Source organism: Nocardia sp. NPDC050378 (genome assembly GCF_040655675.1).
Taxonomy (GTDB): Bacteria; Actinomycetota; Actinomycetes; order Mycobacteriales; family Mycobacteriaceae; genus Nocardia; species Nocardia coubleae.
Map to the genome: position 1 here is coordinate 75,581 of NZ_JBFAKI010000004.1, position 10,221 is coordinate 85,801.

4 protein-coding genes are annotated in these 10,221 nt (G+C 69.7%); 3 read left to right on the forward strand and 1 reads right to left on the reverse strand.

What is annotated here, in order from left to right:
• Positions 1-107 precede the first annotated feature (107 nt).
• From AB0I35_RS10565 to AB0I35_RS10575, 3 genes are all read left to right on the forward strand, one after another.
• Entirely contained in the window at positions 108-1,187 is a 1,080-nt protein-coding gene (locus AB0I35_RS10565; protein WP_357395545.1) for a Glu/Leu/Phe/Val dehydrogenase dimerization domain-containing protein, read from the forward strand.
• Between the two features lie 29 nt (positions 1,188-1,216).
• Positions 1,217-2,710 carry an amino acid permease gene (locus tag AB0I35_RS10570; protein ID WP_357395546.1) on the forward strand — a complete coding sequence of 498 codons (1,494 nt, stop codon included), beginning with the start codon at positions 1,217-1,219 and terminating at the stop codon, positions 2,708-2,710.
• 90 nt (positions 2,711-2,800) lie between these two features.
• A complete protein-coding gene (locus tag AB0I35_RS10575) occupies positions 2,801-3,652 on the forward strand; it encodes a 3-hydroxybutyryl-CoA dehydrogenase (RefSeq protein ID WP_067987925.1) in 852 nt (283 codons plus the stop codon).
• A 37-nt stretch (positions 3,653-3,689) separates the two neighbouring features.
• Here the strand turns inward: AB0I35_RS10575 and AB0I35_RS10580 are convergent, their stop codons facing one another.
• Positions 3,690-9,737 (reverse strand): amino acid adenylation domain-containing protein, encoded by a 6,048-nt coding sequence (locus tag AB0I35_RS10580; RefSeq protein WP_357395548.1) that lies wholly within the window; start codon positions 9,735-9,737, stop codon positions 3,690-3,692.
• Positions 9,738-10,221: the final 484 nt, after the last annotated feature.

Below are 10,221 nucleotides of genomic sequence, written 5' to 3' on the forward strand. Positions count from 1 at the left end.
CGCCGAATCCATCGGCGCCCAACAGCACAAGATCAGGCCGCAGACCCGCGGCACGAACGAACCACCCGGACACGACCCGTGGTGGACACAACCGGAAAGGATCGACAGTGACCGTCGCACACCCCGAAGCAGGAGTATTCGGACGATCGCATGAGTTGAGTGCCCGCGCCCACGAGCAGGTGGTGTTCTGTGAGGACGACCGGTCCGGGCTGAAGGCGATCATCGCCATCCACTCCACCGCGCTCGGCCCGGCTCTCGGCGGCACCCGCTTCTACCCGTACGCCGACGAATCCGCGGCGTTGCAGGACGTGCTGCGACTGTCCTGGGGCATGACCTACAAGGCCGCCGCCGCTGGTGTCGACCTCGGCGGCGGCAAGGCCGTCATCATCGGTGACCCAGCGACGATGAAGAGCGAGGAACTGCTCACCGCCTACGCGCGTTTCGTCGACACCCTCGGCGGCCGCTACATCACCGCGGGCGACGTGGGCACCACCACCGACGACCTCGACATCATCGGCAGGCACACTCGCCACGTCACCGGACGCAGTGTCGCCGCAGGCGGCAGCGGTGACAGCGCCCGGCTCACCGCGCTCGGCGTGTTCCAGGCCATGCGCGCGGGCGCCGAATCCGTCTGGGGCGCACCGACGCTGGCGGGCCGCACTGTCGGTGTCGAAGGCGTCGGCAAGGTCGGCCGCGAGCTCACCGCCCTGCTGCTCGCCGACGGCGCCGAGGTGTGCGTGACGGATGTGAACGAGACGGCGCTGCGCCGCATCGCCTCCGAGCATCCCGAGGTCCGACTGCTGTCCACCGTCTCGACGGCACCGGTCGACGTGTACGCCCCCTGTGCGCTCGGCGCCACGCTCACCGCATCGTCCGCCGCGACCATCGAGGCCAAACTCGTCTGCGGCGCGGCCAACAACCAGCTCGCCACCCCCGATGTGGAGCAGGCACTCACCGAACGCGGCATCACCTGGGTCCCCGACTTCGTCGCCAACAGTGGTGGACTCATCCAGGTGGCGGGCGAATTGCGCGCCGCGCCACCCGCCGAGGTGGAGGCCGAGGTGACCGACATCCTCCCGCGCTGCCGCGAGATCATCGCCGCGGCGAAAGCCGACGGCATCGGCACGGGTGCCGCCGCCAACCGGTTCGCCGAACGCCGTCTCGACGCCATCCCCCGCTCGCTCTGAGCGCGCCCGAGTTTCGAGGAGGAGACACAGTGGCGATCACGAGCGGGTTGTTCCGCACGAAATCTGTCGAGCAATCGATCCGGGACACCGACGATCCCGATGCCAAGCTACGCAAGGACCTGACGGCGAAGGACCTCACGATCTTCGGTGTCGCGGTGGTGATCGGTGCGGGAATCTTCACCCTCACCGCACGCACCGCGGGCACGGTGGCCGGGCCCGCGGTCTCGCTCGCGTTCGTCTTCGCGGCGATCGCGTGCGGGCTCACCGCCCTCTGCTACGCCGAGTTCGCCTCGACCGTTCCGGTGGCCGGCAGCGCCTACACCTTCGCCTACGCCACCTTCGGTGAGGTGATCGCCTGGATCATCGGCTGGGATCTGATCCTGGAATTCGCGCTCGCGGTCTCCGTGGTCGCCAAGGGCTGGTCGCAATATCTCGGTGACGTGCTCGGGTCGTCGGCACCGGTGGTGCACATCGGGTCGGTGAGTTTCGACTGGGGAGCGGTGGTGATCATCGCGGTGGTCGGCGTGCTGCTGGCCACCGGGACGAAGCTGTCGTCGCGGGTCTCGGCCATCGCCGTCGCCATCAAACTCGGCGTGATCGCGCTGGTGCTGGTTGTCGGCGCGACCTACTTCAAGCCGTCGAACCTGTCGCCCTACATTCCGCCCGCCGAGCCGTCGGAGAAGGCCGAGGGGCTGCGGCAGTCGCTGTTCGCCTTCGTCACCGGGTCCGGCGGCACCAGCTACGGCTGGTACGGCCTGCTCGCCGCCGCCAGCCTGGTGTTCTTCGCCTTCATCGGTTTCGATGTCGTCGCCACCACTGCCGAGGAGACCCGCAACCCGCAGCGCGACATCCCGCGCGGCATCCTGGGTTCGCTGGCCATCGTGACCGTGCTCTACATCGCGGTGTCGCTGGTGCTCACCGGCATGGTCTCCTACACCCAGCTCGCCGACGGAAATGCCACCCTCGCAACAGCTTTCGCCATCCACGGCGCCACCTGGGTGAAGAATATCATCGCCATCGGCGCCCTGGCCGGGCTGTCGACGGTGGTCATGGTGATGTTCCTCGGGCAGACCCGGGTGCTGTTCGCCATGGCCCGCGACGGACTGCTCCCCCGCAGTCTGGCCCAGACCGGTCGCAAGGGCACGCCGGTGCGGCTCACCGTGATCGTCGGTGTGATCTGCGCGCTGCTCGCCGGATTCGTCGACTTCGGCACGCTCGAGGAAATGGTCAATATCGGCACGCTGGTCGCCTTCGTGCTGGTGGCGGTGGGCGTGCTGGTCCTGCGCCGCACCCGCCCCGACCTGCCGCGTGGGTTCCGCGTGCCGTTCGTCCCGGTTGTTCCCGTCCTCGGCGCGCTGGCCTGCCTGTGGCTGATGGTCAACCTCTCGATCGAGACCTGGCTGCGCTTCGTCATCTGGATGGCACTCGGTGTCGTCGTCTATTTCGCCTACGGCCGCAGGCATTCCGTGCTCGGTCGCCGACGGCCGGATCCGGACAAGCCGGAATTGACACCAGTGGGATAGGCCACGTTCCACCTCCCCTGGCACTGAGTGCCAGGGGAGGTGAAATAATCGCCGGGACAGCCAGGGAAACGCGATGTTGGGAGTTCTGCAGTGGAGTTGATCGGTGTAATCGGTGGCGGCACGATGGGTGCGGGTATCGCCGAGGTGTGTGCCAAGGCGGGCAGCTCGGTGCTCGTGCTCGAGACCAAGCAGGAGTTCGCCGATGCCGCGCAGCAGCGCATCGCCACCTCGATCGGCAAGGGTGTGGCGCGCGGCAAGATCTCCCAGGAAGACGCCGACGCGGCCATCGCCCGTGTGCGGGTGACCCTGGACATGGACGAGTTCGCCGACCGCGACCTGGTGATCGAGGCCGCCCCGGAGATCGAGTCGCTGAAGTACGAGATCTTCGGCAAGCTGGACAAGATCGTCAAGCCCGAGGGCATCCTGGCCACCAACACCTCCTCGATCCCGGTGATCAAGGTGGCCGGTGCCACCGAGCGGCCCGAGCGCGTGGTGGGCGTGCACTTCTTCAACCCGGTGCCGGTGATGCCGCTGGTCGAGATCATCTCCACCCTGGTCACCGCGCCGGAAGCGGCCGAGGCCGTCACCGACTACGCCAAGAACACCCTCGGCAAGCTGACCGTGCAGGCCGGTGACCGTTCCGGTTTCATCGTCAACGCGCTGCTCATCCCCTACCTGTGCTCGGCGATCCGGATGCTCGAGTCGGGTTACGCCACCGCCGAGGACATCGACACCGCGATGAAGGGCGGCTGCGGCTACCCGATGGGTCCGCTGACGCTGCTCGACACCGTCGGCCTCGACATCGCACTCGCCGCCGCCGAGTCGCTGTACGCCGAGTTCGCCGAGCCGCACTACGCCCCGCCGGCACTGCTGCGCCGCATGGTCGACGCGGGCCGCCTGGGCCGCAAGACCGGTCGCGGCTTCTACGACTACGCCAAGTGAGAACCTGGTCCCGCGCCCGCCCGGGCGCGGGACCGGCTCAGGCGACGCCCGCCGGGGCCGGGAAGAACCCGGTCTCGATGTAGTGGTCGAAATAGCGGGCGATGACGGCCGCGTCGACCGCCGGAATATCGATGGGCAGCGCTTCGGCCGACTCGACACTGCTCGACTCGACCGCGCCGAGCACCGAGGTCGTGCCCGCCGCCGCGACCGCCGCCACATAGTTGCCGCTCAGTGCCGAGGCGCGCGCCAGCATCGGATCGACCCCCGGCTGTTCGGCGGCCCTGGTGAGGATCTGCCCGAACTCCATCGGATCGATGAAGTCGAAACGATAACCGCGACGCACGATCTCGTCGTAGACGATGCCGAGCGGCACCTCCGGACCCGCCGCCCGGAACACCCGGCCCAGCGCCGAATCGTCACGTGACCGCCGCACGATGCCCGCCGCGACGTAGTCGACCGGCGCCATCCCGATCGCGACCGAGCGCACGTCGACGGCCGTGCCGAGCACGAGCATCGAGCGAAGCATCGTCCACCAGGCGTCCTCGGCCGGTGCGACGCCGGTGCGGGAATCACCGGTGATGAGGCCGGGCCGGTACACCGCGATCGGCACACCGCGCTCGACCGCCGTGTGCATCAGCTGTTCGGCGACCCACTTGGTGAGCGCATAGCCCGGAAGCCCGGCCGGTACGCCGTCGGCCTGCGGGATGCCCGCGAGCACCGACGTCGTCGACACGTAATGCACCGCTTTGGCGCGACTGGTGGTGGCCAGGCGCAGCACCTCGGTGGTTCCACCGACATTGGCCTCGCGCATCCGCCCGTACGGCTCGAGATGATTCACCAGGGCGCCGTTGTGGTAGATCACGTCGATCAGGTCGGCCAGCTCGGCGAAGCGGCGTGGGTCGATGCCGAGTTGCGGCCGGGCGAGATCGCCTGGGACACCGGCCAATCGGGCCCGGTCCACCTCGATGCCGTAACCGGCCGCCGTGGCGACCACCCGGTCGAGTGCGGTGTCGGCGTCGGCGGCGCGCACCAGGCAGTGAACGGTCGCGGTGGTGTGGGCGAGCAGTTCGCGCAGCAGGAAGCTGCCGAGGAACCCGGTGGCGCCGGTGAGCAGGATGTTCGCCGGTTCGCCCGAGCGCGGTGGAGCGCACCCGTCGAGGGTGATCGACGGATCGAGCACCCGGTCGAGCGCCGGATCGGGGCCGGTCGAGGAGGCCGCCTTCTCGTCGCGAAGGGCCAGCGCCAGGTCACTGACCAGCGGATAGCTGAACAGTAGTCGCAATGCGACCTCGACGCCGAGCCGTTCGGCCAAGCCCGCGCGCACCCGGATCGCCGACAGCGAGGTACCGCCGAGGACGAAGAAGTCGTCGTCGCGGCCCACCCGCTCGAGCTCGAGCACGCTCGCGAACACCTCGGCGACGACTCGTTCGTCGTCGGTGACCGGTGCCTGGTACTCGCGGATCTCGCGCGCGGGTGCGGGCAGCGCCTTGCGATCGAGCTTGCCGGTCGCGCCGAGCGGGAACTCGTCGAGCGCGAGCACCCGGTGCGGGATCATATACGGCGGCAACAGGGTTCGCGTGGTGACCAGTACCTCGGTGACATCGACGCCGGACGGCGTGACGTAACCGACGAGCTGTTCGTGGTGCACCGTCACCGCCGCACCGGCCACCGACGGATGCGCGCGTAGTGCGGCCTCGATCTCGCCGGGTTCGATGCGCAGGCCGTGCAGTTTGAGCTGCACGTCGGTGCGGCCGAGGTAGGTCAGCTCGCCGGTGGGCAGGCGGCGCACCAGGTCACCGGTGCGGTACATGCGTTCACCGACCGGGCCGTAGGGGTCGGCGACGAACCGCTCCATCGTGCGACCGGGGCTCCCCAGGTATCCGCGGGCCAGTTGCGCACCGGCCAGGTACAGCTCGCCGGGCGTGCCGAGGGGCACCGGCCGCAGCCGGGCGTCGAGCACATAGGCCCGAGAGTTCCAGTGCGGCAGGCCGATCGGGACGATGCCGTCACCCACGTCGGTGACGTCGGCGGCGGTGATCGAGACGGTCGCCTCGGTCGGCCCGTACAGGTTGTGCAACCGGCCGGAGGTGGCGGCGGCGAAACGGGCGATGGTCGCGTTCGGCAGCGCCTCACCGCCCACCCAGACCGCACGCAGCGAACGCAGAGCGCCCGCGGGCGCGGCATCGAGGAGCATCTGCAGCACTGACGGCACGATGGTCGTACCGGTAACACCGTGGCGCGCGATGAGATCCGCCAGGTAGGTGGGGTCGGTGAGCCCGTGCGCGGCGGCGACGACCATGTGCGCCCCGGCGCGCAGCGGGGTCGCGAAACCGATCATCGAAGCGTCGAAGGTGAACGGAATCGACTGCAGCACAACATCGGTGGCGCCGACCGCGTACTCGCCGACCATGAACGCGGCCTGGTTCACGATCGCCGAATGCGGTACCCCGACACCCTTCGGTTTGCCGGTGGAGCCCGAGGTGAAGATCACGTAGGCCAGGTCGAGGGTCCGCAGTGGACACAGCCGGTCGGCGTCGGTGAGCCAACTGTCCGAGAAAGCGTTCAGCGCACCGGAATTCGCAACCAGGTCGACCGAGATCACGGGCAGATCGTGGACCTCGACGGCGTCGGCGACTGTGTTGAGCACGCAGACCGGACGCGCGGCGGCCAGGATATCCGCGCGGCGTTCGGCGGGCGACTCCGGGTCGATCGGCACATACGCCCCGCCCGCCGCGAAGACCGCGTACATGGCCACCACCAGCTCCAGCGACGGCCGGATCGCCACCCCGACGGTGCTGCCCGGCCCGACGCCGGTCGCCACGAGCAACCGGGCCAGCCGGTTGACCCGGCTCGCGAGCTCGCGGTAGGTCAGGGTCCGATCGGCGAACGTCACCGCGGGGGCCTCCGGCGTGCGCGACGCCTGCGTGCGGAACTCGTCCAGCAGCGTCACGTCGGGAACCAGCCGCAGCTCACCGGCCGGTTCGGTCCGCTCGAACTCGGTGAGCAGCGGCAGATCCCCCACGGCGCGGTCCGGGTGGGCGACGGCGGCCGCGAGCAGCGCGCCGAGGCGGGCGCCGAGTGCCGCCATGGTCGACTCGTCGAACAGCGCGGTGGCGTAACGCCACGAACACCGCAGCCCGGCCGGCCCGTCCCCGTCTTCCTGCGGAACCACCGTCAACTGCAGGTCGACCGGGGCCACCTCGTCGCCCAGATCGACCGCCGCCACACTCAATTCGGGCAGTTCCAGGCGCGCGGCACCGAAGTTCTGGAACGACAACGCCACCTGGTACAGCGGATGATGCGCCTGGGTGCGGGGCGGATCCAGTTCGGCGACAAGACGTTCGAACGGCACGTCGGCATGCCCGAAAGCCGCGAGATCGCTCTCACGGACCCGGTCGAGCAGGGCGGCGAAGGATTCCCCCGCCGCGATCCGGGTGCGCAGCACGACGGTGTTGACGAACATGCCGACCAGGTCGTCGAGTTCGGGCTCACCACGACCGGCGACCGGGGCGCCGAGGGTGACGTCGTCAGTGCCCGCCATGCGGGCCAGCAGGACCGCCAGCGCCGTGCGTACCACCATGAACAGCGAGGCATTGTGTTCGCGGGCAAGGTTTTCCAGTGCCTGGTGCAGGTCGGCGTCGAGGGCGAAGTGGTGCGCGGCGCCCCTGGTACTCGCGACCGGTGGGCGCGGGCGATCGGTCGGCAGTTCGAGCGAGGCCGGCGCGCCCGCCAGCGCGGTGCGCCAGAAGTCGAGCTGGCGGGCCAGCAGCGAGGCGGGATCGTCGGCGGCGCCGAGCAGTTCGTGCTGCCACAGGGTGTAGTCGGCGTACTGCACCGGCAGCGGTGACCAGGCGGGCGCGTGCCCCTCGGTGCGGGCGATGTAGGCCGTCATCAGGTCGCGGGTGAGCGGGCCGAGGGAGAAACCGTCCGTGGCGATGTGGTGCACCACCACGGCGAGGACATGCTCGGTCGCCGAGAGCTGGAAGACACTGGCGCGCACCGGAACCCGCACGCACACGTCGAACCCGCCGAAGGTGAGCCTGGCGAGCTCACCGCGCAGGTCGGACTCCTCGATCGCGGTCACCGCCACCTCGAGACCGGCCGCGGCCACCGGGAGGACCTGCTGGTAGCCCTGGCCGTCGTGTTCGGGGTAGACCGTGCGCAGCACCTCGTGCCGTTCGAGCACATCGTCGAGGGCGGTGGTGAGGGCGGCGGTGTCGAGCGGACCGGACAGGCGAAGCGCGACCGGAATGTTGTAGGTGCTCGCGTCGGGGTCGAGGCGGGCCATGAACCACATGCGCTGCTGGGCCAGCGACAGCGGAATCCGCGCACCACGTTCGCGGCGGGTCAACGGCACACGGGTGTCGGCGACGAGGTCGGCCAGCGCGGTCGCCAGCGCGGCCACACTCGCGTGCTCGAACACGGTGCGCGCGGGCACCCTGACGCCGGTGAGCGCGCCCAGGCGCCCGGCCAGGCGGGTGGCGAGCAGGGAATTGCCGCCGAGGGCGAAGAAGTCGTCGTCGCGGCCCACCCGGTCGGTGCCGAGCAACTCGGCGAAGACCTCGGCGACGGTGCGTTCGGCGTCGGTTCGCGGCTCGGCGAATTCACGTGTGGTCAGTTCGGGGTCGGGCAGGGCGCGGTGGTCGAGTTTGCCGACCGGAGTCAGTGGCAGTTCGTCGAGCACCACGACGGCCGACGGCACGGCATGCTGCGGCAACCGCTGCTCGGCGAGCCGGGTCAGTGCCGCCGGATCGACGGTCGCGCCGGGCGCGGGGACCACATAGGCGACCAGGGCGTCGACCCCACTGGGCAGCGTCCTGATCAGCGTCGCGGCGAAGTGCACCGAGTCGTGGGCCGAGAGCACGGCGTCGATCTCGCCCAGTTCGATGCGGAAACCGCGCAGCTTCACCTGCGCGTCGGTGCGGCCGAGGAATTTCAGGCCCCTCCCACCGGGCACCGGCACCCATTGCACCAGGTCACCGGTGCGGTAGAGTCTGCCGCCGCTCACCGGGTCGGCGACGAAACGGCTCGCGGTGAGCCCGGCGCGGTCGTGGTAGCAGCGGGCCAGCCCGGCGCCCGCCAGGTACAGCTCGCCGGGGACACGGTCGGGCACGGGGTGCAGCCGTGCGTCGAGCACCACCGCCGTCATGCCGGGGATCGTGTCGCCCATCGTCACCACGTCGCCGGGGTCGAGCCGGTCGCTCATGGCGCAGACGATGGTGGTTTCGGTGGGGCCGTAGACGTTGAAGAAGGAGCGACCCGGCGCCCACCGCGCGATCAGCTCCGGCGGGTAGGCCTCACCGCCGACGGCGAGCGCACGCAGCTCGGGCAGCACGGTGGCATCGAGCCCGGCCAGCGCTGCCGGCGTGATGAAGGCGTGGGTCACCCGTTCGGTGCGCAGCAGTTCGGTGAGTTCGTCACCGCCGTACACATCCGGCGGCACGATGACCATCGTCGCGCTCGCACCCACCGCGAGCAGCAGTTCGAGCATGCTGGCATCGAAACTGGGCGAGGCGAAATGCAATGTGCGCGAATCGGTATCGATGCCGAATCGGCGGACCTGCTCGGCACACAGGCCGGCCAGACCGGTGTGGGTGACCGAGACACCCTTGGGCACGCCGGTGGAACCGGAGGTGTAGATGATGTAGGCCAGCTCGTCGGGCCGCAGCTGCGCGGTGCGCTCCCCCGCGCACACGGGTTCGTCCGACACGGTGGCGAGTTCGGCCTGATGGGCCGTGGAATCGATGGTGAGCCAACGGATTCCGGTGTCGAGGCGGGCGGCGTCGTCGGCCATGGCCAGGCCGAAGCCCGCGCCGGAGTCGCTGAGCATGTGGGCGACGCGTTCGGCCGGGTAGCGCGGGTCGACCGGCACGAAGGTGGCGCCGCACTTGGCCGCCGCCCACACCGCGACCACCGATTCGATCGAGCGGGTGAGCGCGAGGACGATGCGGTCACCGGGGCCGAGCCCGCGGGCGATGAGCACACGGGCCAGCCGGGAGGACCACTGGTCCAGCTCGGCGTAGGTGAGCGAGCGGCCGGCGAACCGCAACGCGGTGGTCTCGGGGGCACGCTCGACAGCTGCCATGAGCAGCCGGGGCAGGGTGGCGGACGTCGATCCTCGTCCACGTCGAACGGGGCGGGGTCGACGGACGCCAGAAACTTGCTCGGTCACCGGAAACGCTTCCCTTCACCATGGATCAACCCATGCGTTCGCACTGCTCACACACCGCCGGGCGACGACTACACCCGGCGTATCGGGAAAATCCTGCGTGACGGTACCGCAAATATCTCATTTAGTTCATGGCATAGCCAATTCACAGGTTTCACTTCGCAATGAAGTGGGTAAAGGGGACTCTTCGGTCAGCTGCGCAGGTCACGGAGCGGTCAGCGCAGCATCGCACACGCACGCTGCGGTAGCGCCCTTTTCACATTTGCCGGCAGCACCTGCTCGTCGACAGGACAAATACCGGTGGCGGGGGGGGGGGGGGGCCCCCCCCCCCCCCCCCCAAAAAAACGGGGCGGAGTGGGGGAGAGTCTCGCAGGGAGAAAGGGGCGGAGGGGTGGCGCCG